23 protein-coding genes are annotated in these 21,873 nt (G+C 64.4%); 11 read left to right on the forward strand and 12 right to left on the reverse strand.

Annotated features, from left to right (window positions below):
• Nucleotides 1-44: 44 nt before the first annotated feature.
• Nucleotides 45-1,208, forward strand: a complete 1,164-nt coding sequence (locus ETQ85_RS18160; protein WP_148580498.1) for a UbiH/UbiF family hydroxylase — start codon at nt 45-47, stop codon at nt 1,206-1,208.
• Nucleotides 1,209-1,250: 42 nt separating this feature from the next.
• Nucleotides 1,251-1,979, forward strand: a complete 729-nt coding sequence (locus tag ETQ85_RS18165; RefSeq protein WP_148580499.1) for a DsbC family protein — start codon at nt 1,251-1,253, stop codon at nt 1,977-1,979.
• Between the two features lie 10 nt (nt 1,980-1,989).
• Here the strand turns inward: ETQ85_RS18165 and ETQ85_RS18170 are convergent, their stop codons facing one another.
• Together ETQ85_RS18170 and mltA are read right to left on the reverse strand one after the other, a co-directional pair.
• Nucleotides 1,990-2,838 carry an EAL domain-containing protein gene (locus tag ETQ85_RS18170; protein ID WP_148580500.1) on the reverse strand — a complete coding sequence of 283 codons (849 nt, stop codon included), beginning with the start codon at nt 2,836-2,838 and terminating at the stop codon, nt 1,990-1,992.
• A gap of 137 nt (nt 2,839-2,975) precedes the next feature.
• Complete coding sequence (gene mltA / locus ETQ85_RS18175) at nt 2,976-4,199, reverse strand: murein transglycosylase A (RefSeq protein WP_148580501.1); 1,224 nt, start codon at nt 4,197-4,199, stop codon at nt 2,976-2,978.
• A gap of 189 nt (nt 4,200-4,388) precedes the next feature.
• Between mltA and ETQ85_RS18180 the strand changes: the two genes are divergently transcribed.
• Nucleotides 4,389-5,252: an ATP-binding protein gene (locus tag ETQ85_RS18180; RefSeq protein WP_148580502.1), complete on the forward strand. Its 864-nt coding sequence runs from the start codon at nt 4,389-4,391 to the stop codon at nt 5,250-5,252.
• The gene (locus tag ETQ85_RS18185) at nt 5,249-6,205 is read left to right on the forward strand and encodes a Nudix family hydrolase (protein WP_148580503.1); all 957 of its coding nucleotides are present in this window, start codon (nt 5,249-5,251) and stop codon (nt 6,203-6,205) included. The genes ETQ85_RS18180 and ETQ85_RS18185 overlap by 4 nt, the downstream gene beginning before the upstream one ends.
• Nucleotides 6,206-6,221: 16 nt before the next feature.
• On the opposite strand, the gene ETQ85_RS18190 is transcribed toward ETQ85_RS18185, so the two are convergent.
• The 10 genes from ETQ85_RS18190 to glnA form a co-directional block, all read right to left on the reverse strand.
• Nucleotides 6,222-6,422 (reverse strand): DNA gyrase inhibitor YacG, encoded by a 201-nt coding sequence (locus ETQ85_RS18190; RefSeq protein ID WP_148580504.1) that lies wholly within the window; start codon nt 6,420-6,422, stop codon nt 6,222-6,224.
• Nucleotides 6,419-7,174, reverse strand: a complete 756-nt coding sequence (gene zapD / locus ETQ85_RS18195) for a cell division protein ZapD (protein ID WP_148580505.1) — start codon at nt 7,172-7,174, stop codon at nt 6,419-6,421. The genes ETQ85_RS18190 and zapD overlap by 4 nt, the downstream gene beginning before the upstream one ends.
• A gap of 54 nt (nt 7,175-7,228) precedes the next feature.
• Nucleotides 7,229-7,852, reverse strand: a complete 624-nt coding sequence (coaE, locus tag ETQ85_RS18200; RefSeq protein WP_187394759.1) for a dephospho-CoA kinase — start codon at nt 7,850-7,852, stop codon at nt 7,229-7,231.
• Complete coding sequence (locus tag ETQ85_RS18205) at nt 7,849-8,586, reverse strand: SPOR domain-containing protein (RefSeq protein ID WP_148580507.1); 738 nt, start codon at nt 8,584-8,586, stop codon at nt 7,849-7,851. Before ETQ85_RS18205 ends, coaE begins: the two co-directional genes overlap by 4 nt.
• 74 nt (nt 8,587-8,660) lie before the next feature.
• Nucleotides 8,661-9,380 carry a type III pantothenate kinase gene (locus tag ETQ85_RS18210; protein WP_148580508.1) on the reverse strand — a complete coding sequence of 240 codons (720 nt, stop codon included), beginning with the start codon at nt 9,378-9,380 and terminating at the stop codon, nt 8,661-8,663.
• The gene (locus ETQ85_RS18215; RefSeq protein WP_148580509.1) at nt 9,380-10,183 is read right to left on the reverse strand and encodes a biotin--[acetyl-CoA-carboxylase] ligase; all 804 of its coding nucleotides are present in this window, start codon (nt 10,181-10,183) and stop codon (nt 9,380-9,382) included. The genes ETQ85_RS18210 and ETQ85_RS18215 overlap by 1 nt, the downstream gene beginning before the upstream one ends.
• Nucleotides 10,184-10,341: 158 nt before the next feature.
• A complete protein-coding gene (ntrC, locus tag ETQ85_RS18220; RefSeq protein WP_148580510.1) occupies nt 10,342-11,745 on the reverse strand; it encodes a nitrogen regulation protein NR(I) in 1,404 nt (467 codons plus the stop codon).
• A gap of 84 nt (nt 11,746-11,829) precedes the next feature.
• Entirely contained in the window at nt 11,830-12,903 is a 1,074-nt protein-coding gene (gene glnL / locus ETQ85_RS18225; RefSeq protein WP_148580511.1) for a nitrogen regulation protein NR(II), read from the reverse strand.
• A 94-nt stretch (nt 12,904-12,997) separates the two neighbouring features.
• The gene (locus ETQ85_RS18230; RefSeq protein ID WP_148580512.1) at nt 12,998-13,486 is read right to left on the reverse strand and encodes a DUF4124 domain-containing protein; all 489 of its coding nucleotides are present in this window, start codon (nt 13,484-13,486) and stop codon (nt 12,998-13,000) included.
• A gap of 156 nt (nt 13,487-13,642) precedes the next feature.
• Entirely contained in the window at nt 13,643-15,052 is a 1,410-nt protein-coding gene (gene glnA, locus ETQ85_RS18235) for a type I glutamate--ammonia ligase (protein WP_148580513.1), read from the reverse strand.
• Nucleotides 15,053-15,451: 399 nt separating this feature from the next.
• Here glnA and ETQ85_RS18240 point away from each other — a divergent pair, with 399 nt between their 5' ends.
• The 7 genes from ETQ85_RS18240 to ETQ85_RS18270 all read left to right on the forward strand — a co-directional run bounded on the left by ETQ85_RS18240 (nt 15,452) and on the right by ETQ85_RS18270 (nt 21,816).
• Complete coding sequence (locus ETQ85_RS18240) at nt 15,452-15,904, forward strand: rhodanese-like domain-containing protein (protein WP_148580514.1); 453 nt, start codon at nt 15,452-15,454, stop codon at nt 15,902-15,904.
• Between the two features lie 19 nt (nt 15,905-15,923).
• A complete protein-coding gene (nadA, locus tag ETQ85_RS18245; protein WP_148580515.1) occupies nt 15,924-17,024 on the forward strand; it encodes a quinolinate synthase NadA in 1,101 nt (366 codons plus the stop codon).
• A gap of 109 nt (nt 17,025-17,133) precedes the next feature.
• Nucleotides 17,134-17,883: an endonuclease/exonuclease/phosphatase family protein gene (locus ETQ85_RS18250; protein WP_148580516.1), complete on the forward strand. Its 750-nt coding sequence runs from the start codon at nt 17,134-17,136 to the stop codon at nt 17,881-17,883.
• 15 nt (nt 17,884-17,898) lie between these two features.
• A complete protein-coding gene (clsB, locus tag ETQ85_RS18255; RefSeq protein WP_187394760.1) occupies nt 17,899-19,059 on the forward strand; it encodes a cardiolipin synthase ClsB in 1,161 nt (386 codons plus the stop codon).
• A 33-nt stretch (nt 19,060-19,092) separates the two neighbouring features.
• Nucleotides 19,093-19,578, forward strand: coding sequence for an adenylyltransferase/cytidyltransferase family protein (locus tag ETQ85_RS18260; RefSeq protein ID WP_148580517.1), 486 nt, complete (start codon nt 19,093-19,095; stop codon nt 19,576-19,578).
• 149 nt (nt 19,579-19,727) lie between these two features.
• Nucleotides 19,728-20,660 (forward strand): cysteine synthase A, encoded by a 933-nt coding sequence (cysK, locus tag ETQ85_RS18265; protein ID WP_148580518.1) that lies wholly within the window; start codon nt 19,728-19,730, stop codon nt 20,658-20,660.
• A 1-nt stretch (nt 20,661) separates the two neighbouring features.
• Entirely contained in the window at nt 20,662-21,816 is a 1,155-nt protein-coding gene (locus tag ETQ85_RS18270) for a MalY/PatB family protein (protein ID WP_148580519.1), read from the forward strand.
• Nucleotides 21,817-21,873: the final 57 nt, after the last annotated feature.

Below are 21,873 nucleotides of genomic sequence, written 5' to 3' on the forward strand. Positions count from 1 at the left end.
TCCCCTGCGCCCTCCGGCACAATCCGGGCGCAGGAGACCAGCGTATGAAATTCGATGTACTCGTCGTAGGTGCCGGCCTTGCCGGCGCAGCCCTCGCAGCAGCCCTGCGCAGCAGCAGTCTCAAGGTGGGCATTGTCGAAACCCGCCCCCCGTCCCGCCCGGCTGGCTGGGATGCGCGTATCTACGCCATCAGCCCCGCCAACATGGACTTCCTCGCCGCCATCGGCATCTGGCAGCACCTCGACGCAAGCCGCATGGCCCCCGTGTACGACATGGAAATCCATGGCGACGCCGGCGGCAAGCTGAACTTTTCGGCCTACGACTGCGGCCTGCGCGAACTTGCCTGGATCGTCGAGTCGAGCCTGATGCAGCAAGAGCTGTGGGAAACGGTCAAACGTCAGCACAATGTCACACTGATCTGCCCGGCCGAACCGGCCGCCCTTGCCATCGACGACAGCACCACGCGCCTCACCCTGGCCGACGGCCGGCGCCTCGAAGCACGCCTGCTCGTCGCCGCCGACGGTCGTGACTCATGGGTGCGCCAGGCAGCCGGAATCGGTGCCAGCAATACGCCCTACAACGAAAAGGGCCTCGTCGCCAATTTTCGCTGCGAAAAACCCCACCGCAACACCGCCTTCCAGTGGTTTCGCAAGGACGGGGTGCTCGCCTACCTGCCGCTGCCGGACGGACTCATGTCAATGGTCTGGTCAGCGCCCAACGAACTCGCCGACGAACTCCTCGCCCTGACCCCTGCGGCCCTGTGCGCCAAGGTCGCCGAAGCCGGCGACTTCCGCCTTGGCGCGCTTGAGCTGGTTACCCCCGCGGCCGCCTTCCCGCTGCGCCTGATGCGCGTCGACACGGTGGTGCAGCCGCGCCTGGCCCTGATCGGCGATGCTGCCCACGCCATCCACCCACTGTCCGGCCACGGCATCAACCTGGGCTACCAGGACGCCCGCGTACTGGCCGAACAACTGGCGACACTGCCGGCCTGGCGCGATCCAGGCGAGCTGTCCATCCTGCGCACCTATGCCCGTGCCCGCGCCGAGGAAACCGCGCTGCTCCAATACACAACGCACGGCCTCAACCGGCTTTTCAAGCCGGCCGACCCGCTGCTGTCCGGTCTGCGCAATTTCGGACTGAACCTCACCAACCGTCTGCCGGTCCTACGCAATGCGCTGGTCCGCTATGCCATTGCGGGCCGCTTCTGAACCCTGCTGCTTCTGAATCCCCCTGTTTCCTGGAGATCCTGGATGAAATTCACCTTCGCACGCTCGCTGCTCGTCACCCTTCTTTGTGCAGCAGGCGTCGCCCATGCGGCTGACGAAGCCTCGGTCAAGAAAGGCCTGGAGAGTTTTCTCAACGCACCGGCCGTAGAAAACGTCAAAAAAACCCCTTATGGCGGACTGTATGAAGTCTTGCTGAAATCCGGCGAACTGCTGTACACCGACGCCAACGTGACCTTCATCCTCGACGGCGCCCTGATCGACGCCAAGAGCCGCAAGAACGTCACCCAGGCCCGGCTGACGCAATTGCAGAAGATCGACTTCGCCAGCCTGCCCCTCGATCAGGCAATCAAGCAGGTTCGTGGCAACGGCAAGCGCGTCATCGCCAGCTTCGAAGACCCGAACTGCGGCTACTGCAAACGCTTGGCCAAGGACTTGCTGGGCCTGAAGGACGCCACCGTTTACACCTTCCTGTACCCGATCCTCAGCCCGGACTCCACCGAGAAATCGAAGAACATCTGGTGCGCCAAGGATCGCGCCGGCGCCTGGAATGACTGGATGACTGCCGGCAAGGTACCCGCCGCCGCACCCGCCGGTTGCGACACCAGCGCCGTCGACAAAAACGTCGCCCTCGGCCAGAAGATCAAGGTCAGCGGCACGCCGACCATCTTCACCGCTGACGGTCACCGCCTGCCTGGCGCTGTCCCCCTGGCCCAGCTGGAACAGGCCATGACCCTGGCCGCAGAGGGCAAGTAAGCCCCGCCGCTCAGGCCGCCTCGCGAGGGCGACGCGGCCTGGGCAGCGGCAGGCAGGCCGGAGCCGGCCGGCCGAGCAGATAACCCTGCAGCCAATCCACACCCGCCTCCCGCGCCGCCTGCAATTGCAGGGGATTCTCGATGCACTGGCACACCACCAGTACGCCAAGCCGGCGGATTTCTCCGTTCAGTTCCGTCATCACCCGCTTGGCCAGACTCAAATGCCCAGCGTGGCCGATCAGGCTACGGTCCAGTTTGACGATATCCGGCGCCAGACTTTCCAGCCGCTCCAGATCCGCGGAGTGGCGCCCGAAGTTGTCGATGGCGATCCGATAGCCCCGCTCCCGGTAACCGGCAAGCGCGCGCGTCAGCCGCGGCAGGCTTTCAAAACCATCGTCCGACACCTCCATCACGATCCGTTCCGGCGTCAGTCCGCAGCGGGCCAGAATGGACTCGAAGACCTGCCCGTGGTGCTCGCGCACGGTGCGCAGCAACTGGGGGTGCACGTTGAGGGACAGGAAGCCGCCATGCTGCTCCCGCTCCCGCAGGAAGTTCAGCGCATGCAGCGTGCGCACCAGACGATCAAGGTGCACCAGCTCCTCATCATCCCGGGCGGCCAGGAAGATCGCCGACGGCGGCAGATCGGCCTCCCCGCCCTCCAGCAGCTGCAGATGCGCTTCGTGGCCGATCACCTGCCCGCTGGCACTGGCCACCACCGGCTGGAACACGGTGCCCAGCAGGCAACCGCCAAAACGCACGTGCACCCGACCTTCCGCCAGCTCGAAGCTGTCTTCAGCCGCTCCGCCGCGGGTCAGCCGGCTGCGCTTGTTGAAGTAATGGACAAGTTCGGTGAGGGGCACGGGAGTCTCCGGATACAGGCGAATACGATGGCGTCAAAAAGACGGACGCGAGCTTCGCACGATACGGGACACGTCCAGACTGAAGAACCAAGAATTTACGCAAAAGTTATTACAAATCGACGGACTTCCCATCCGGACTAGCGCGGCACCTGGTCCCGCGGCCACAGCACCCACATTTCGCCCTTCTGGCGCATCCGGCCAGCCAGGGCACCGGCCTCGGCACCGAAACCCCAGTAGAAGTCGCCCCTGACGCCGCCCTTGATCGCGCTGCCCGTATCCTGGGCCAGCATCAGGCGCTGCAAGGGCTGGGTGCTGTTCGGATGGGTGGTGGCCAGAAACACCGGCGCACCCAGCGGAATGCTGCGCGGATCGACGGCCAGACTGCGCCCTTCCGTTAGCGGCTGGCCCAGCGCGCCCACCGGTCCAGCGTTCGAGCTCGGCCCTTCACGAAAAAAAATGTAGCTCGGGTTGGCGTTGAGCATTTCCTGCAGACGATGCGGATTCGCCCTTGCCCAACTTTTGATGCCCTCCATGGAGGCCTGCTCGACCCGCAGCTCGCCCCGGTCGGCCAGCCAGCGGCCGATTGACTGGTAGGGATGGCCATTGGTGTCCGCATAGGCCAGACGCACCACACCGCCATCAGGCAACTGCACCCGTCCGGAACCCTGCACCTGCAGGAAAAACAACTCGACCGCATCCTCGGCATAGAGAATCGTCTTGCCGGCGAACTTGTCCTTGAGCCGGTCCACATCGGCACGGGAGTAATACGGCACGACCTTGTTACCGACGAGCCGGCCACGCACCCGCTGGCCCTTCAGATCCGGATACACCTCTCCGAGATCAACGCTCAACAGATCATCCGGGACCCCCAGCACCGGCCAGGCGTAAGCCTTCGAGCGAGTCCGGCTGCCCTTGATCAGGGGTTCGTAGTAGCCGGTGACAAGGCCTTCACGGCTGCCATCCGGATTCACCACGCGCCAGGGCAACAGCCGCGCCTCCATGAAGCTGCGCACAGCCGTCGCCGTGGGGCGCTCACCCAGACCACGCGCCGCCTCGCACACCGGTTGCCATACGACCTGCCTGGTCAGCGCCCGGCACGAGGCCTGGAAGGCCGGCCATGCCTCGCCCAGCGGATCGTTGCTCCAGCCAGGCAGCTCACCCCAGGCCGCCGGCAACAGCGGCTTGCTGAGGGGAAGCGGGGTAGGCGCAGTACCGGATGGAGTCGGCACAGGCGCCGGGGACGGCGTTGAAACGGGAGCAGCCGGCTTGCCCGGCTCGCTCACCGGTCGCGGCGCCGTGGCGCAGGCAGACAGCAGGAGCACGGACAGTGCGAGGGGAAGGCGGGAAAAAGTGCGCAACATGGATGGGGTAAACTCGCGGTTTGCAATCAATACCCGCCCGAGTATAACCACCGGCTCGCCGGCCCGGGCCGCAGAAGGAGAGTTCCATGTGGATGATCGGTATCGAACTCGGCGTGGTCGCCGTACTGCTCGCCATCGTCGGCCTGGCCCTGCGCGGCCCGAAAAACAAGGATACGGACGCCCCTCCCCATGACTGACCTGACCCACTTTCTCACCCGCGCCGAACAGCTCCTTGAGCGCCTCGAACGCCTCCTCCCGACCGCCCCCGCCGCCCCCGACTGGCACGCCTCGACGGCCTTTCGCTGGCGCCGCAAGGGCAACGCAGCAGCCCTGCAGCCGATCCCCCGGCCGCACCAGATCCGCCTCGACAACCTGCAGGACATCGACGACAAGAAAGAGCGCATCGTCGCCAACACGCGCCAGTTTCTGGCCGGCAAGCGCGCCAACAATGTGCTCCTCACCGGCGCCCGCGGCACCGGCAAATCCTCCCTGGTCAAGGCCCTGCTGACCGAGTTCGCCGACCAGGGCCTGCGCCTCATCGAGGTGGACAAGGACGACCTGATCGACCTGGCCGACATCGTCGAACTGGTCGAAGGCCGCCCCGAGCGCTTCATCATCTTTACCGACGACCTCTCCTTCGAGGACGGTGAGCCCGCCTACAAGGCCCTCAAGAGCGTCCTCGACGGCTCCGTCGCCGCGGTATCGGACAACGTGCTGATCTACGCCACCTCCAACCGCCGCCACCTGATGCCGGAATACTTCGACGAAAACGCCGCCACCAAGCACAAGGACGGCGAGGTGCACCCTGCCGAGGCGGTCGAAGAGAAAATCTCCCTGTCCGAGCGCTTCGGCCTGTGGATCTCCTTCTACCCCTTCAGCCAGGACGAATACCTGAAGGTGGTGAACCATTGGCTGGGCGAATTCGGCGTGCCGGCCGACGCCATCCCCACGTCCCGCGGCGAGGCCCTGCAATGGGCGCTCATGCGCGGTGCCCGCAGCGGCCGGGTGGCCTGGCAGTTCGCCCGTGACTACGCCGGACGGTTCGAAGCATGAAGAAGATCGTGCATGTGGCGGCCGCGGTGATCACCCGGCCGGATGGCAGCTTCCTGCTCGGCCAGCGTGCCGCCGACACCTTCTACCCGGGCTACTGGGAGTTTCCCGGCGGCAAGGTCGAAGCTGGTGAAACCCCGCGGGAAGCCCTGATCCGCGAGCTCAACGAAGAGCTCGACATGGAGGTGGACGTCGCTTGGCCGTGGCTCACGCGGGAGCACGTATATGAACACGCCCACGTCAACCTGCATTTCTTCGAGGTGCCTGCCTGGCACGGCGAAATCCACGACCGCGTCCATGCCGCCCTCAGCTGGCAGCACGCCGACAGCATGAGCGTCGCACCGATGCTGCCCGCCAACGGCCCGATCCTCAAGGCCCTGCGCCTGCCTCGGATCATGGGCATCACCCACGCCGGCGAGATCGGCATCGACACCCAGCTGGCGCAACTCGACAACGCTCTTGCCGGCAGCCTGCGTCTGGTGCACATCCGCGAGCCGGATCTTTCCCCAACCGACCGGGAAGCCTTCGCCCGGGCTGTTGTCGAGCGCTGCCGACATGCGGGAGCCATCACGCTGGTGAATGGAGATATCGAGCTGGCCCGGCGCATCGGGGCCAACGGCGTGCACCTGCCTGGTCATCAATTGATGACGCTGGAGTCACGACCGGAATTTGAATGGGTTGGTGGCGCCTGCCACACGCGCGCAGAACTGGAGAAAGCGGCCAGACTCGAGCTCGACTATGCCCTGCTCGGTGCAGTCAAGCCGACCCTCAGCCACCCGGGGCGGGCAGCACTGGGCTGGGAGGCTTTTGCAGAGAAGGTGCACACCCTGTCGATTCCGGTGTTCGCCCTCGGCGGACTGCGACCGGACGAGCTGAATACAGCCAAGGCCGCCGGCGCCCACGGCATCGCGGCGATCCGGTCGATCTGGCAGGACCAAGGTGAAGAGATGGACTGAGCGGCGGGACGGCCGTTCAGGAGCGGGCCAGCGGATCGCTTTCGTCGTCGAGGGGGACTTCCCCTTCGACCCGATAGGCGTCCGAAGCCCAGGCACCCAGATCGATCAGGCGACAGCGGTCGGAGCAGAAAGGGCGATGGGGGCTTTGCGGCCCCCACACGACGCTGGTTCCACAGATCGGGCACTTGACCTGGCGCGGCTTGACGGTTTGGTTCACAGATTGCAGAAAGTCAGTTCGAAGGGAATGTCCGCATCAGTCTGACCGGGGCGGACCACCGTGTCGGCATTCATGAAACGGATATTGAGGGCGTACTTGTTGGCGCTGGTTTCCGGTACGCACATGGCGCCGCCATGCAGCCGCAGGCGGATCATCTGCGCCGTGCGTCCCGCCATGGTTTGCTGAAAAGCGCCGTGCAGGGCAATCAACTCTTCCGGCCGGCCGCTGGCGCGCAGCAGGCGCAACACGATGGCCAACCCGTCACGGATGGGCAGCAGCGGCTGGACCCAGGCGAGCAGATCACGGCGGCGGGATTCGACTTCGCGGTTCAGCCAGTGGTGATAGGACGGCAGGTCGAACTCACACGCGCCACCGGGAATCGCCGCACGACTGCGAATGTTCATCAGCCACTCGTTCTCGCGCAGGTACTGGCCGGTCTTGCCGGCCATGGCAAGCAGCGATGCGGAAGCCTGCTCGATTTCGTAGAGGGCGCCGGACAGGGCTTCTTCGGAAATCTGCGGATTATTGCGAAAAGACAGCAGGATCTGGCGCTGGCGTTCGAGTTCCTGGACGAGATCGACCTTGAGATCGGCACGGCAGGCCACTTCAAGAATCTCGAACAGCGTAACCAGCGCGACATGATGCTCCAGGGCGCCTTCGGCCCGAACAAAATGCAGGACTTTTTCGAAAAGGGCTTCAAGCCGTAGAAGCGTGCGGATCCTCTCGTTGAGCGGATATTCGTAGGTGATCACGCGCGCGCCTGAATGAGGAATGGGGATATATCGGTCTGACCGGCGCGAATCATATCACACGCCCCCCGCCCGCGCCGCGAGCGCCAGGTAGGTCTGATGCAGCGCAGCGACCTGTTCCTGCAAATCCTCGAGCGGGCCGCCATTGTCCACCACGTCATCGGCGGCAGCCAGGCGTACGGCCCGGCTGGCCTGGGCGGCCATGATCGCACGCACCTGGCTCTCCTCCAGCCCGCTGCGCTGCATGACCCGCGCCACCTGTATCTCCTCGGGGCAGTCGACGACGCACAAGCGCCGAACCCGCCCGCGGTAAGTACCCGATTCGACCAGCAAAGGCACCACCAGCACCACGTAAGGCGCGGTGGCCACACGGCACTGACGATCGCTCTCGCTGCGAATCATCGGATGCAGGATGGCTTCGAGCCGTTTGCGCACCGCCGGATCTTCGAACGCCAAGGCACGCATGGCCGGCCGGTTGAGGGAACCATCCTCGGCCACCACACCGGCACCGAAGGCAGCACGGATATCAGCCATCGCCGCGCCATCGGGGGCCGTGAGCATGTGGGCGATGCGGTCGGTATCCACCAGCGCAGCACCGAGTTCGCCAAACAGGTCAGCCGCCGCACTCTTGCCGCTGCCGATGCCGCCAGTCAGGCCGACGATGAAAGGCTGATCGCTCATGGGGCGCACCCGATACGGCTGACGCCGCGCAAACGCTCGGAAAGATCGCTGGCCAGGGTGGACAGGCTGTCGCTCGGGCCCTTTACTTCGAGCCGGACGGTGCCAGTGCCGCGGGTGGCAATCTGGGCGCTGCGCACTCCCTTGTCCTTGAGGGCCTCCAGGTGACGGGTGGCGGCCTGCTCATTCTTGTAAAGGCCAAGGGAAATCGCAAACTGGCTGGGACCGGGCTCCTGCATGATGAAAAGGTCGTCGATACCGAGCCGGCGCAATTCGGCGGCTTTCTTGTCGGCGCCATCCCTGGAACCCTGAGATGGCACATGCACCCACCACGAAGAAGGCACCTCACTACGACTTTCGGTCAGCTTGAAACCAGTGCCGGACTTGGCGATGCGAGCCGACAACTCACGAGCCTGGTCGGTGCTCAACCCGGCAAAAATCACGCAAGCCTGGGGCGCCACCGCTTCGGGAGCCGGAGGCGGAAGCGGAGCCGGAACAGGCGGCTCGACTTTCTCTTCGACCACCGGCACATCGACCGGCACCGGAGCAACGACAAGCGGCTTGGCCAGCGGCGGGCGGGCCTCTGCCATCAGACGAATCTTGTCCGGATTCAACTGGTTGGACAGCCGCTCGGGCTCGCCATGGGACGGTCCGCCGCCAAGCCAACCCTTCCAGATGGCCAGAGCGAGCAGATTGGCGAAGAGCAGGACAATGACGACAACACGTAAAGGGGTCATGGCCGCAAGACTAACTGATCCCGACCACGCCGAAAAGTCGCCCACCATTCCTGCGGCCCTGCTGCGCGCCCGGCTCAGGCCCCATCGAGCATGCGGGCAAGCCCTTCCAGCACCAGGTTATCCACCACCCGAACGGGGCATTCGAGCCGCGGCGCAAGGGCCGCGGCCGCCCCGCCGTTGAGCAGGCAGACACTGCCCTCCTCGGCCGCAACGAGCCGGAACATGCGCTCGATAGCCCCCACCTGGGCGTGCAGGCAGCCGGTCACAATGGCGTCGGCGGTGCTCTGCGGGGTGGCTTCGAAACGCCCGTCGGAAAAAGGCAACTGGGCCGTATCGCGGGCCAGGGAGATGCGCATCAGGTCCAGCCCGGGCAGGATCACTCCGCCCTGGAAAACGCCGCTTCCATCGAGGACGTCGGCAGTCGTCGCGGTTCCCGAAGTAACAACCAGCGCCGCGCCTCGATGGAGTGCCCGGGCGCCAACCAGGGCAGCCCAGCGATCCGCGCCGAGGCGGCCAGGCTCGCGGTAACTGTTGCGCACGCCGAAGCCCTGCGCCAGCGACTGGATCCACTCCGCCACCAAGCCCCGCGCAGCCAGCAGGACACCCAGCCGACCCGCCACCGCCGCACCAGCGACGTTGGCGCCCAGCATGCGGCGAATCGGGCCGAGCCCGGCCAGCACACCTTCGAAACCATCGAGTGCGGTGAGCAGCACGGCGCCCTGCCCATGCCAGCCGGACTCGTCGTGCAGCCCCCATTTGAGACGCGTGTTGCCCACATCGAGGAGCAGATCCATCAAGCCAGCCTCAGGGACACTTCGCCGGACAACACCCGGCGCAAACCGCCCTGAGTTTGCAGCAACAGGGCACCATCCTCATCCACGCCAGCACAGATTCCCGTCAGCTCCTCCGCCTCACCGACGATGCGCACCGGCAGGTCGGCAAAGGCGTTACGCTGCTGCCAGGCGCCGCGCAGGGCAGTGAAGCCCGCGGCAGCATACAAATCGAACAGGCGGTAAAGCTGGGCCAGCACGCGGCCGAGCAACTGGTTCGACCCCGGCGGAACGGCCAGGCAGTGAGCCAGATCGGTCACACCGGTCGGGTATTCCACCCCGGCGTCCGGCGGCAGATGCAGGTTGATGCCAATGCCGACCACCGCAGCCGGCGTGCGCCCGCGGCCGGGAATCAGCTCGACCAGAATCCCGGCGAGCTTTTTCCCATGGATCAGCACATCGTTCGGCCACTTGAGCTGCACGCCTTCGACGCCCAGCTCTTCCAGCGCCCGCGCTACCGCCAACCCGGCGACCAGCGACAAGCCCGCCGGCACCGGCGCGCCCGGCGCAAAGCGCCACAGGGCCGAAAACGTCAGCCCGGCCCCTGGCCACGACTGCCAGACCCGCCCGCGCCGACCGCGACCGGCCGTTTGCAGGTCGGTCGCCAGCACATGAATCAGCCCGTCGTCCGGCGGCGGATCGGCTAGCAGGCGGCTGTTGGTTGAGTCGCATTCCGGCAGCAGAACCAGAGAAAAGGAAGTCGCCAGCTCGCCCAGGGCAGCGGCCACCGCAGCCCCATCAAGCGCTTCGTAATTGGAACGGTCCACGCATCAATTCCCGGCAGATTGAAACAAGCCGGTAATTATGAAGGAAAAGGTGAGCATTGCTCCCCTTCCGCCAAAGAACCGAAGGGGTGGAGAAACCGTCGCGAGCGGCTCAGGGCCCCAATTGCTGGATTGCGCTGCGCAGCGGGTTATCTGCCCTTTCAGGCGTGATCGGGCTCTTCGAGGCCGAGCTCCTGGATCTTGCGGGTGATGGTGTTGCGCCCGATACCCAGCAATTGCGCCGCCTCGATGCGTCGCCCACCGGTGGCGGCGAGTGCGCGCCGGATGAGGATGCGTTCGAAGTCGCGACTCAGCCGGTCAAAGACCTCACCCGGGTGCTGGGTGATCGCCCGGTCGGCTTCCGCCATCAGTGCGTCGCCCCAGTTGGCGGGCTGCTCGCGGGTCGGCTGATCCTTCAGTTCCGGCGGCAGGTCGGCCACCTCGACAGTCTGCCCCGGCGCCATCACGGTGAGCCAGTGGCACAAGTTTTCGAGCTGGCGCACGTTGCCCGGGAAGTCGAGACTCTGCAAGTATTTCAAGGTGCCTTCCGACAGACGCTTGGCCTCCACGCCAAGCTCCTGCGCAGACAGCGCAATAAAGTGCTTGGCCAGCGGCGGAATATCCTCGCGACGCTCGCGCAGGGGCGGCAGGCGCAGGCGGATCACGTTGAGGCGGTGGAACAAGTCCTCGCGGAACAAGCCCTGACGAACCCGATCCTCCATGTTCTGGTGAGTCGCCGCGATAACCCGCACGTTGGCCTTGATCGGCTGATGTCCGCCAACCCGGTAGAAATTGCCGTCGGAGAGCACGCGCAGCAGGCGGGTTTGCAGCTCGGCCGGCATGTCGCCGATTTCATCGAGGAACAGCGTGCCGCCCTCAGCCTGCTCGAAGCGGCCACGGCGCATGGTTTGCGCGCCGGTGAAGGCGCCACGCTCATGCCCGAAAAGCTCGGACTCGAGCAGATCCCGCGGGATTGCCGCAGTGTTGATCGCAATGAAAGGCGAATCCCGACGCGGACTGTGGCGATGCAGTGCGCGGGCCACGAGCTCCTTGCCTGAGCCGGACTCACCATTGATGAGCACCGTTGCATGGGACTGGGACAAACGGCCGATGGCGCGGAAAACCTCCTGCATGGCCGCCGCCTGCCCGAGGATTTCGGGCACTGCGCTCAGCACTTCCTCGGTGCCGGCCTGGTGACCGCTCTCTTCGATGGCCCGGCGCACCAACTCGACGGCCTGATCCACGTCGAAGGGCTTGGGCAGGTATTCGAAGGCTCCACCCTGAAAGGCCGCCACGGCGCTGTCGAGATCCGAGTAGGCCGTCATGATGATGACCGGCATGTGCGGAAAGCGCGCCTTGACCTTCGACAGCAGGGTCAGGCCGGACTCCCCGGGCATGCGGATATCGGAGAGCAGGACCCGCGGCGGCTGGGTGGTGGTCTCGAGCGCAGCCAGCACCTCGGCCGCCGTACCGAAACTCTTGTACGTAATCTCTTCCCGGGCCAGGGCTTTTTCGAGCACCCAGCGGATCGAGCGGTCGTCATCAACTATCCAGACTGCATTCATGTCATTCACACGCACAAGAGTGAAACAGGGAAACGGCTTGCTCGAATATCAACGCACCAAAACAGTGCGGCACATGTTGCCACATCAGGAATCCACATCCCGGGAGATCGGCAGAAAAACGTTGAAGCAGGTTCGCCCGGGCCGGGAATCCACATCGATGGCACCCTGGTGCTGCTCAATGAAACTCTGCGCCAGCGACAGACCCAGACCGCTGCCATTCTCGCGACCGGACACCAGCGGATAGAAAATCTTGTCGCGAATATCCTCCGGCACGCCGGGGCCGTTATCGATGACTTGCAACTGCAATGCCAGCTTGAAGCGGCGCTTGGCCATGGTGACCTGACGCGCGGCACGCGTGCGCAGCACGATCTCGCCCTCGCCCTGCATGGCCTGCGCCGCGTTGCGGGCGATGTTGAGAATCGCCTGGATAAGCTGCTCCCGGTCACCGGTGATGTACGGCAGGCTGGTGTCGTAATCGCGACGCACTTCAACAGACGGAAACTCGGCGAGGATCAGGCGACGCACCCGCTCCAGGACATCGTGGGGATTAAGCTGGGATGGCTGCATCATCCGGTGCGACGTGAGCAGCCGGTTCATCAAGTCCTGCAGGCGATCCGCTTCGGCAATGATGACCTGGGTATATTCGCGCAACTGGGGATCGTCCAGCTCGCGCTCCAGAAGCTGCGCAGAGCCCCGGATTCCGCCCAGGGGATTCTTGATTTCGTGGGCCAGGTTGCGGATCAGCTCCCGGTTCGCCTGTTGTTGGTGCGCGAGTTGTTCTTCCCGTGCCACTTTCAGGTGCGCGTCCATCGGACGAAACTCCAGAAGGAGGCGCGCCTCGGTGCACTCCACCGGCGTGACAATGCAATCCAGGTGCAACGCCTCCATTCCGGGGCGCACCACCGTGAGGTTGTGTCCGGTATAGCTCCAGTTGTCGCGCAGCACATTATTGAGGGCACTGCCCAGCCCAGCGGGCTCACCGAGCAGGCGCCGCAGGGAATAGCCGACGATTTTCCGGCAACTGACCGCAAACAGGTTCTCTGCGCCCGGGTTGAGATAGCGGACGATCAACTCGTCGTCCACCAGAACCACCGCGGAAGAGAGCAGCTCAAGACCCGAGAAGGCGGAGGGAGTGATTTCAGGCTGGTCGTTTTGCATACAGAGAACTCCATGCAAGAAGCAGACCAAGTAGATGCGGGGCTTCCGGACCACCGGAACCCCGCGATCAGGCCGCCGCTACACCCGTTGCGACCTAGCGCAGATTGCCGATTTCACGCTTCAGCGCCTCGATATTGCGCTCATGAAGATGCACTTTGTCTTTAAAAGGCTGAAGCCGATCAAGCACTTTCTGATAGTTGCGCTCGTCTCCGTAGCGCACCGCTTCCTGCTCGGTCAGTTGTTTCTGGGCACCATCCAGAGCACGCTGTTCGGTGGCCAGCTCTTCTTCGAGAATGCGTCGACGATCGGTGTCACGCGCCTTCTGGGTGCCCGAGTCCACCCTCGGAAAACCGACACTCGCGGACGATGCACCACTTGAGGGCGCCGACGCGGCAGCCGGGCGGCCGCCTCCCGGCACGGAGGACACGGCCTGGTCACGGGCCAGCGTGCTACAGCCTTTGCCGGAAGGCTTGCTGTTGGTGTAAGTCACGTGACCCGCTTCGTCGACGCACTTGAAGATGTCAGCCCTGACCAGCGGTGAGCACAGCAACGCAGCCAGCAACAGGGAAATTCGTAGAGTCATTGTCGGCACGGGGTCATCAACCAAAGGCAGGGCGAAGTGTAGGGGCCGGATCAGACAAACACAAACACCCGACGGAAAAACAAAAGGACGGGCCTGAGCCCGTCCTTGGGTAACGCACGAACCGGCCAGCAAGCTGACCGGCCCTGATCGGAACGATCAGATGGCGTAGTACATCTCGAACTCGACCGGGTGCACTTCGATGCGCAGACGGTTTACATCGTCCTGCTTGAGGGCGATGAAGGAGTCGATGAAATCGTTGCTGAACACACCACCACGGGTCAGGAACTCACGATCCTTGTCGAGGGCAGCCAGGGCTTCCTCGAGGCTGGAGCAGACGGTCGGGATGAGTGCATCTTCTTCCGGCGGCAGGTCGTAGAGGTTCTTGTCGGCGGGATCGCCCGGGTGAATCTTGTTCTGGATGCCGTCGAGACCAGCCATCATCAGTGCAGCGAAGCACAGGTAGGGGTTGGCGCCCGGATCCGGGAAGCGGGTTTCAATCCGGCGAGCCTTTTCGCTATTCACGAACGGGATGCGAATGGAAGCGGAACGGTTCTTGGCGGAGTAAGCCAGCTTGACCGGTGCTTCGTAGTGCGGAACCAGACGCTTGTAGGAGTTGGTCAGCGGATTGGTGATGGCGTTCAGGGCCTTGGCGTGCTTGATGATGCCGCCGATGTAGAACAGGGCGGTTTCAGACAGGCCAGCGTAGCCGTTGCCGGCGAACAGGTTCTTGCCGTCTTTCCAGATCGACTGGTGCACGTGCATGCCGGAACCGTTGTCGCCAACGATGGGCTTCGGCATGAAAGTCGCGGTCTTGCCGTACTGGTGCGCAACGTTCTGGACGATGTACTTCAGGATCTGGGTCTGGTCGGCACGACGCACCAGGGTGTCGAACTTGGTGCCGATTTCGTTCTGACCGGCAGTCGCCACTTCGTGGTGATGCACTTCAACCGGCACGCCGCAGGCTTCGAGAGCCAGACACATGGCGGCACGCATGTCGTTGAAGGAATCAACCGGGGGAACCGGGAAGTAGCCACCCTTCACAGCCGGACGGTAGCCGGTGTTGCCACCCTCGAACTTCTGGTCGGACGACCAGGCAGCTTCTTCGGAGAAGATCTTGTGGTAAGCGCCGGACATGCCGATCTTCCACTCGACGGAGTCGAAGATGAAAAATTCGGGTTCCGGGCCAAAGAAGGCGGTGTCGCCAATGCCGGAGGACTTGAGGTAAGCCTCGGCGCGGTTGGCGATGGAGCGCGGATCACGGTCGTAACCCTTGCCATCGGCCGGGTCGATCACGTCACAGCTCAGGACCAGCGTGGTTTCGTCGAAGAACGGATCGATGTAGGCGGTATTGGGATCCGGCATCAGCAGCATGTCGGAAGCCTGGATACCCTTCCAGCCGGCGATCGAGGAACCGTCAAAGGCATGGCCGCTTTCGAACTTGTCTTCATCGAAAGCGCTGACCGGCACGCCAACGTGGTGCTCCTTGCCCTTGGTATCGGTAAAACGGAAGTCGACGAACTTGACTTCGTTTTCCTGGACGATCTTCATGACGTCTTGCGGGGTCATATAAACTCACTCCTAACGGGTTGACGCTGCTGCGCAGTGGATAAATAAACGGTTACGACAATCAGTCTGCGGGACAAGCAAGCAGCAAACATGCCAGCGCGCAAAAGAAAACACCTCATTGTGCCACAAGGCTTATCGTCGGCGATTCGGAAATTTTACGCACCAAAAAAGAGCGGCCACACAAACAAGGCACTATTTTGGTGCAAGACAAGATAACAAGACGATTCGCGCCCAGTGCGCAGATGCACCAACACGCACCCTGACACGTCATCGAAGGCTTTTTCCCGCCTCGCAGAGTCAGCATGAGCAGCCGCAAAGATGCGTCTCAAAAGACATGACTTGCGGCCCGGAGGGTCGGAGGTATACTCGCTGACCCGCCATTCTAGCCGGAGGTACGCCATGGGAAAATTAAGCGAAACCCTCGCCCTTGCACAAGAGCGCGCCCGGAGCATGAACCTGCCCTACGCTGGAGCCCTGACGCCGCGGGAAGCGTGGGACGTATTGCAGCTCGCCCCCGGCTCCAGGCTGGTGGATGTGCGCACCCGTGCCGAATGGGACTGGGTCGGTCGCGTCCCCGGCGCGATCGAAATCGAGTGGATGCTGTACCCCGGAAATGAACCGAATCCGCATTTCCTGGCCCAATTCAAGCGCCAGGTCGATCCGGAAGCGCTGGTGATGTTCCTGTGCCGCAGCGGTGCCCGCTCCAATGCCGGCGCAACCCTTGCGGCCAACTCGGGCTTCACCAATGCCTACAACATCCTGGAAGGCTTCGAAGGCGACAAGGACGCCAACGGGCACCGCAACAAGGTCGGAGGCTGGCGCCAGGCCGGACTTCCGTGGACCCAGGGCTGAACCACAGGACACCCCAGAGATGCAAGCTGCCCCCATCAGTTTCGATCGTTTCAACACCCTCGCCGACGCAGATGCCCACGCGCGCATCCGCGCCGCCCGCGCACGCCTCGGCGAGCGGGCCGTGCTGCTGTGCCACCATTACCAGCGCGCCGACGTTTATCAATACGCCGACATCACCGGCGACTCCCTCAAACTGTCGCGCCTCGCCGCCGATACCAGCGCCGAGTTCATTGTCTTCTGCGGCGTGCACTTCATGGCCGAAGTGGCGGACATCATGTCCAAGCCACACCAGCAGGCCATCCTGCCCGACCTGGCCGCCGGCTGTTCGATGGCCGACATGGCCAACCTGGCCAAGGTCGAGCGCTGCTGGCGCGAACTCACCGAAGTGCTCGAAACGCCGGATGCGCTGATCACCCCGGTCACCTACATCAACTCCGCGGCCGACCTCAAAGCCTTCTGCGGCGAGCACGGCGGCATCGTTTGCACCTCCACCAACGCCCCGACCATCCTCGACTGGGCCTTCGCCCAACGCGAGAAGGTGCTGTTCTTCCCCGACCAGCACCTGGGCCGCTGGACCGGTTTCAAGAAAGGCATTCCGCTGGACGAGATGGTCGTGTGGGACCCCGACCTCGAATACGGCGGCCTCAGCGTCGAGCAGATCAAACAGGCCAAAGTCATCCTGTGGAAGGGCCACTGCTCGGTGCACCAGATGTTCCAGCCGGCGCACATCATCAAGTTCCGTAACCAGTACCCGGACGGGCTGGTCGTGTCCCACCCGGAAAGTGCCCTCGAAGTGTGTCGCCAGTCTGACTACGTGGGCTCCACCGAGTACATCATCAACGTCATCAAGGCCTCTGCGCCGGGCACTCGCTGGCTGGTCGGCACCGAACTGAACCTGGTAAACCGCCTTGCCGAGGAAGTGAAGGCCGAGGGCAAGATCGTCCAGTTCATGTCGCCCACCGTGTGCATGTGCTCGACGATGCAGCGCATCGACCCGCAGCACCTGGCCTGGACCCTCGAGAACCTGGCCGACGGCAAGGTGGTCAATCGCATCACCGTACCCGAGCACGAAGCCGCGCTGGCCAAGGTCGCCCTCGAACGCATGCTCGCAGTTTCCTGAAGCCATTGCGCTTGCAGCTCAAGACGGCGCCTGCGGGCGCCGTTTTTCATGGGCAATGCAACGTGCGCTGGTAATCCGATGGGCGCAGAATGAACAAAAAGGAGCCGTGATGAGCACCCTGCGCATCTGTACCTACAATATCCACAAGGGTTTTTCCCAGTTCAACCGGCGTCTCGCCATCCACGACCTGCGCGACCGCCTGCGCCTGCTCGGCGCCGATGTGGTATTTCTGCAGGAAGTTCAGGGTATGCACCTGCGCCATGCCCAGCGCCACGCCGACTGGCCCGGCCAGCCCCAGCATGAATTTCTGGCCCGCGACATGTGGCAGCAAAGCGCCTACGGCAGCAACGCGATCTATGACCACGGCCACCACGGCAACGCCATCCTCAGCCGCCACCCGATCCTCACTCAGGCCAACCAGGACGTTTCCGATCATCGCTTCGAAAGCCGCGGCCTGCTCCACTGCGAGATCCGCATCGCCGAGCTAGATCGCCCAGTTCATTGCGTGTGCGTACACCTCGGCCTCACGGCCGGCAGCCGGCGCCGGCAAATGGCGGCCCTCGTCAAGCGCATGGACGAACTTGCTCCTGACGGCGCCCCGCTGATCATCGCCGGCGACTTCAACGACTGGCGCAACCACGCCGACGACTGCCTGACCGAACAACTTGGCGTCAGCGAGGTATTCACCACCTTCCGCGGCCGCCCGGCACGCAGTTTTCCAAGCACATTACCGGTCCTGCGCCTCGACCGTATCTACGTGCGCGGCTTCTCCGTCGACAAGGCCGAAGTGCACTGCGGCACACCGTGGAGCCAGATCTCCGACCATGCCCCCCTCACCGCACAGTTGCGCACCTCCTGAGACCGGGCCAGGCGCATGAGCATCACCTGGCTGCGTGGCAACGCCCTGACTCTGCTGGAAAACGGGACCGAATTCTTCCCGGCCCTGCAGACGGCCATCGACGGAGCCACCACAGAAGTCTTCCTCGAAAGCTACATTTTCGACCGGGACGAGACCGGCCTGCTCATCGCGGCAACCCTGAGCCGGGCGGCCCGCCGGGGGGTCAAGGTGCACCTGCTGGTGGATGGATTCGGCGGCCGGGAGTTCGTTGCCGAACTGATGGACGGACTCATCGCCGACGGTGTCAATGTACTGATCTACCGCCGCGAAGTGGGTCTCATGTCCCTGCGGCGTCGCCGCTTGCGCCGCCTGCACCGCAAACTGGCGGTCATCGACGGGCGCATCGCCTTCGTCGGCGGCATCAACATCGTCAGCGATTTCGAAGCGCCCGCACTCGAAGCCCCGCGCCACGATTACGCCGTGCGGATTGAAGGCCCGTTGCTCGCCCCGATCCACGCCAGCGTCCGGCGGGTCTGGGAACTGGTCGCCTGGGCCTCCTTTCGCCAGCGCCTGCGCCTGCACAACGGCCCCCCCACCCTGACCGAGCCCTGCGGCAACGTGGAAGCCGGCTTCCTGATCCGCGACAACATCCGCCACCGGCGCGACATCGAGGATGCCTACCTGCTCGGCATCGCCGGCGCACGACGCGAGATCATTCTCGCCAACGCCTATTTCCTGCCCGGCCGACGCTTCCGCCAGGCACTTCTGGCCGCCTCCCGGCGCGGTGTGCGCATCACCCTCCTCGTCCAGGGGCTGGCCGACCACCCGCTGCAGCAGCGCGCCACGCGAGCCCTCTACGGCCAGTTGCTCAGTGCGGGAGTCCGCATCATCGAATATCACCGCAGCTACCTGCACGCCAAGGTGGCCGTCATCGACGAGCGCTGGGCGACCGTCGGCTCCAGCAACATCGATCCTTTCAGCCTGCTCCTCGCCCGCGAGGCCAACGTGGTGGTGCGCGACAAAGCCTTTGCCGGCGAACTCCGCCAACACCTCTCGCGGGCCATCGACGAAGGCAGCCGCGAAATCCTCGCCGACACCTGGCAGCGCGCACCCCGCCTGCAGCGCCTGATCAACTGGGCCGCCTACGGCCTGGTACGCCTGATGATCGGTATCGCCGGTTACGGCAACCACCACTAGAATCCCGACTCTCCGCCTTTCACGCCAACGCCCATGTACCCCGCTCCCGCTTTCGAAACCAAGATTTGCCCGCCCGACGAACTGCGCCAGCGCATCGCCAGCCTGCCCCGCCCGCTGGTATTCACCAACGGCTGCTTCGACATACTGCATCGCGGCCACGTCACCTACCTGGGCCAGGCCCGGGCGCTGGGTGCCGCAATGGTGGTGGCCCTCAACAGCGACGACTCGGTGCGTCGCCAGGGCAAGGGCGACGACCGCCCGATCAACACCCTGAACGACCGCCTGGCGGTCATGGCAGCCCTCGGCTGTGTCGATCTGGTCACCTGGTTCGACGAAGACACGCCCATCGCCCGCATCCTCGAATGTGAGCCCGACGTGCTGGTCAAGGGCGGCGACTGGGCGCCGGAAAGCATCGTCGGCGCACCGGAAACCCTCGCCCGTGGCGGCAGCGTGCATTCGATCCCGTTCGAACACCTCCGCTCAACCACCGCGTTGCTGGAGAAAATTCGCAAGCTGTGAGGCGACGATCCTTTCTACAAAAAGCAGTGAATCCTGCCGAACTGTGAAAGCTTCACACAATCGCCTTGAATATTCGTTTTTGGAGTATTTAATGACTTTGGTTCGCACTAAAATCAATTAGTGCCAATTTCGTGGGAAGGAAAGTCGCCATGCGTATCGCCAACAACGTCGCCGAACTGATCGGCCACACCCCGCTGGTCAAACTCAACAAGATGGCCCCGGCCAACGGCGCCACCCTCGCCCTCAAGCTGGAGTTCTTCAACCCGGCCCACAGCGTGAAGGACCGTATCGCCGCCGCCATGCTCGACGCTGCCGAAGCCGCCGGCCACATCAAGCCCGACACCATCATCCTCGAGCCCACCTCGGGCAACACCGGCATCGGCCTGGCCATGGTGTGCGCCGCCCGCGGCTACAAATGCGCCTTCGTGATGCCCGAGACCATGAGCCGCGAACGCAAGCTGCTGCTCAAGGCCTACGGCGCCGACCTGATCCTCACCCCGGGGCCGGAAGGCATGCCCGGCGCCATCAAGAAAGCCAACGAACTGGCCGCCGCCGACAGCCGCTACTTCATCCCCCAGCAGTTCGATAATCCCGCCAACCCGGCCATTCACCGCAAGACCACCGCCGAGGAGATCTGGGCCGACACCGATGGTCAGGTGGACATCTTCGTGTCGGGCATCGGCACCGGTGGCACCATCACCGGCGTCGGCGAAGTGCTCAAGGAACGCCGTCCGGGCGTCAAGATCATCGCCGTCGAACCCGCCGCCAGCCCGGTGCTGTCCGGCGGCGCCCGCGGCCCCCACCCGATCCAGGGCATCGGCGCCGGCTTCGTGCCGGCCATCCTCAACACCAGCGTCTACGACGAGATCGTTCAAGTGCCCAACGACGCCGCCCTCGACACCGCCCGCAAGCTGGCCACGGACGAAGGCCTGCTGGTCGGGATTTCCTCCGGTGCCGCTGTGTGGGCCGCCCTGCAGGTGGCCGAACGGCCCGAGAACGCCGGCAAGCTGGTCGTCGTGATCATCCCGTCCTTCGGCGAACGCTACCTGTCCACCGTGCTCTACCAACATCTGGAAGTTTGATTTGACGACCTTCGATTTCAGCACCGCCCCCGACCGCGCCGGCTCAGACAGCATCAAGTGGCGCCGCTACGCCGGCCGCGACGTGATTCCCATGTGGGTCGCCGACATGGATTTCGCCGCACCGCCGGCGGTGCTGGAGGCACTCCACGCACGCATCGATCACGGCGTGTTCGGCTATGCCGACGCCTGGCCGTCGCTGCTGGAGGCGGTCATCGAAGGCATCGCCCGCGACCACGCCTGGCGCATCCAGCCCGACTGGCTGGTGTGGCTGCCCGGCGTCGTCACCGGTTTCAACGTCGCAGTGCGGGCCGTCGGCCAGCCCGGCGACGGGGTGTTCACCTCGACGCCGGTCTACCCGCCCTTCCTGCATGCGCCGGCCAATTTCGAGCAGCGCCTGGTCACCACGCCGCTGGTGCTGCACGGCCAGCGCTGGGAATGGGACTGGAACGCCACCGAAGCAGCCCTCGCCGAAAACGTGCGCCTGTTCATGCTGTGCAACCCGCACAACCCGGTGGGGCGCGTCTTCGACCGGGATGAGCTGACCCGCATCGCCGAACTCGCCGAACGCCACGACCTGGTCATCTGCTCCGACGAGATCCACTGTGGCCTCGTCCTCGACCCGGCCACGCCGCACATCCCCATCGCGGCGCTGGACGAAGCCGTCGCCCGCCGCAGCATCACGCTGATGGCCCCGTCCAAGACCTGGAATATCCCGGCCCTCTACTGCGCCTTCGCGATCATTCCCGACGCGGCCCTGCGCGCCCGCTACAAGCGCGCCATGGCCGGCATCGTGCCGCATGTAAACGTGCTCGGCCAAACCGCCACCGAGATCGCCTACCGCGACTGCGGGCCGTGGCGCCAAGCCCTGCTCGACACCCTGCGCAGCAACGCCGCCCGGGTCGTCGAAGCCATCAATGCCATTCCCGGTCTGTCCACCGTGCCGGTCGAAGCCACCTACCTGGCCTGGATCGACTGCCGCGAATTCATCGCCGCACGCGGCATCGCCAATGCCTCCGCCTTCTTCGAAGCCGCGGGCGTCGGAATGTCGGATGGCAAGGACTTCGGCCTGCCCGGCTTCGTGCGGCTCAATTTCGGCTGCCCGGCCACCCGTCTGGAACAAGCGCTGGAGCGCCTCCGCCGCGCCGTAGTTTCCTGATCTAACGCAAGAAATCCGGCTGCCCGGCGCGCATACTGAACGCGTTGCGTCCTGCAG

Origin of the sequence: Zoogloea oleivorans (assembly GCF_008107625.1) — a bacterium.
Taxonomy (GTDB): domain Bacteria; phylum Pseudomonadota; class Gammaproteobacteria; order Burkholderiales; family Rhodocyclaceae; genus Zoogloea; species Zoogloea oleivorans.

Bases quoted from the DNA above. Each gene is read 5' to 3' on its own strand.
- ETQ85_RS18240 (WP_148580514.1), top strand. From the start codon at position 15,452: ATGGGAAAATTAAGCGAAACCCTCGCCCTTGCACAAGAGCGCGCCCGG.
- glnL (WP_148580511.1), bottom strand. From the start codon at position 12,903: ATGCAAAACGACCAGCCTGAAATCACTCCCTCCGCCTTCTCGGGTCTT.
- glnA (WP_148580513.1), bottom strand. From the start codon at position 15,052: ATGACCCCGCAAGACGTCATGAAGATCGTCCAGGAAAACGAAGTCAAG.
- ntrC (WP_148580510.1), bottom strand. From the start codon at position 11,745: ATGAATGCAGTCTGGATAGTTGATGACGACCGCTCGATCCGCTGGGTG.
- ETQ85_RS18180 (WP_148580502.1), top strand. From the start codon at position 4,389: ATGACTGACCTGACCCACTTTCTCACCCGCGCCGAACAGCTCCTTGAG.
- nadA (WP_148580515.1), top strand. From the start codon at position 15,924: ATGCAAGCTGCCCCCATCAGTTTCGATCGTTTCAACACCCTCGCCGAC.
- clsB (WP_187394760.1), top strand. From the start codon at position 17,899: ATGAGCATCACCTGGCTGCGTGGCAACGCCCTGACTCTGCTGGAAAAC.
- ETQ85_RS18165 (WP_148580499.1), top strand. From the start codon at position 1,251: ATGAAATTCACCTTCGCACGCTCGCTGCTCGTCACCCTTCTTTGTGCA.
- ETQ85_RS18250 (WP_148580516.1), top strand. From the start codon at position 17,134: ATGAGCACCCTGCGCATCTGTACCTACAATATCCACAAGGGTTTTTCC.
- coaE (WP_187394759.1), bottom strand. From the start codon at position 7,852: ATGAGCGATCAGCCTTTCATCGTCGGCCTGACTGGCGGCATCGGCAGC.
- ETQ85_RS18210 (WP_148580508.1), bottom strand. From the start codon at position 9,380: ATGGATCTGCTCCTCGATGTGGGCAACACGCGTCTCAAATGGGGGCTG.
- ETQ85_RS18230 (WP_148580512.1), bottom strand. From the start codon at position 13,486: ATGACTCTACGAATTTCCCTGTTGCTGGCTGCGTTGCTGTGCTCACCG.
- mltA (WP_148580501.1), bottom strand. From the start codon at position 4,199: ATGTTGCGCACTTTTTCCCGCCTTCCCCTCGCACTGTCCGTGCTCCTG.
- cysK (WP_148580518.1), top strand. From the start codon at position 19,728: ATGCGTATCGCCAACAACGTCGCCGAACTGATCGGCCACACCCCGCTG.
- ETQ85_RS18205 (WP_148580507.1), bottom strand. From the start codon at position 8,586: ATGACCCCTTTACGTGTTGTCGTCATTGTCCTGCTCTTCGCCAATCTG.
- ETQ85_RS18185 (WP_148580503.1), top strand. From the start codon at position 5,249: ATGAAGAAGATCGTGCATGTGGCGGCCGCGGTGATCACCCGGCCGGAT.
- ETQ85_RS18160 (WP_148580498.1), top strand. From the start codon at position 45: ATGAAATTCGATGTACTCGTCGTAGGTGCCGGCCTTGCCGGCGCAGCC.
- ETQ85_RS18260 (WP_148580517.1), top strand. From the start codon at position 19,093: ATGTACCCCGCTCCCGCTTTCGAAACCAAGATTTGCCCGCCCGACGAA.